The organism is Kosakonia sp. N21 (assembly GCF_050587465.1).
In the GTDB taxonomy this organism is placed as follows: domain Bacteria; phylum Pseudomonadota; class Gammaproteobacteria; order Enterobacterales; family Enterobacteriaceae.
Map to the genome: position 1 here is coordinate 1 of NZ_JBOBHR010000032.1, position 890 is coordinate 890.

The following is an 890-nucleotide window of genomic DNA, read 5'->3' on the forward strand; positions in this document are numbered from 1 at the left end:
ACTGAATAATTCTGACGCCGCCTCACCACCCAGTTGCTCCCGCAGGCCGGTGAGATAGGTTTCCAGTCCGGCCTGTGCCATCAGCTGGCGTAAATCCGGGTTATGGATCTGCGTCAGCAGCCACTGTAGCTGCTCGCCCGTCGCGCCCAGCACCGGGAAAGTCCCGGCCTGGCGGCTCAGGTGCAGCGCGCGGGTCAGTGCCTGGCGGTATTCCTCCGGCAACCGGGGTAGCACGCTTTCGCGAAACAGCGGGTGCATTAACACACTCTGCAACCACCCCAGCATGGCCGCAGGCGTCGCCGGTTCCGGCCACGTCGGGAATGTGGCATCCTGCCACGGCGCAACGATATGGCGGATTTGTGTCGCCAGTGTCCGCAATGGGGTTAAGAGTTCCGGCGCAATGGCATCACCCAGCGCCAGCACCTGCGCCAGATAATCCTCAAACGACAGGGAACGACCGCCGGAGATCAGGCTGTTTAACGCCCCCACGATCAGCCTTCCCTGGTTGAGCAACGCGTCCAGGTGCTCACGGATAAGGCCCGGCAACCATGCCACCACCACCGGCGAGTTCACCAGCGCACTCAGCGACTGCAGCACCCGCTGCGTGCGTTCCAGCATGGCGCTCTCACTGCCTTCCGGCTGCGCCAGCAGCGCCGCCACCTGCCGTTGCACCGTGCTGATAACCCTCACGGCCTCCTGCCATTCCGCGGGCAGGTACGGTTGCTGGCGCAGCAGCAACGCGGCAGTCTGCTGCATTTTTTCGGTGACGGATCCCGCGCCGGCATTGATCTGCTGTGTCTCTTCCCAGAGCGTTTCCGCCAGCTGCCAGTAACCCGATGCGGTGATCATTGCCGCAATATTCACGCGCAGCTGCGCTGCCAACGGCAGTG

At 63.7% G+C, this 890-nt stretch carries 1 protein-coding gene; it reads right to left on the reverse strand.

The genetic code is table 11. From position 1 onward, the window contains the following. The coding region (locus ACQ3G7_RS24705; protein WP_430893015.1) for a hypothetical protein at positions 1 to 890 on the reverse strand (890 nt) is incomplete at both ends.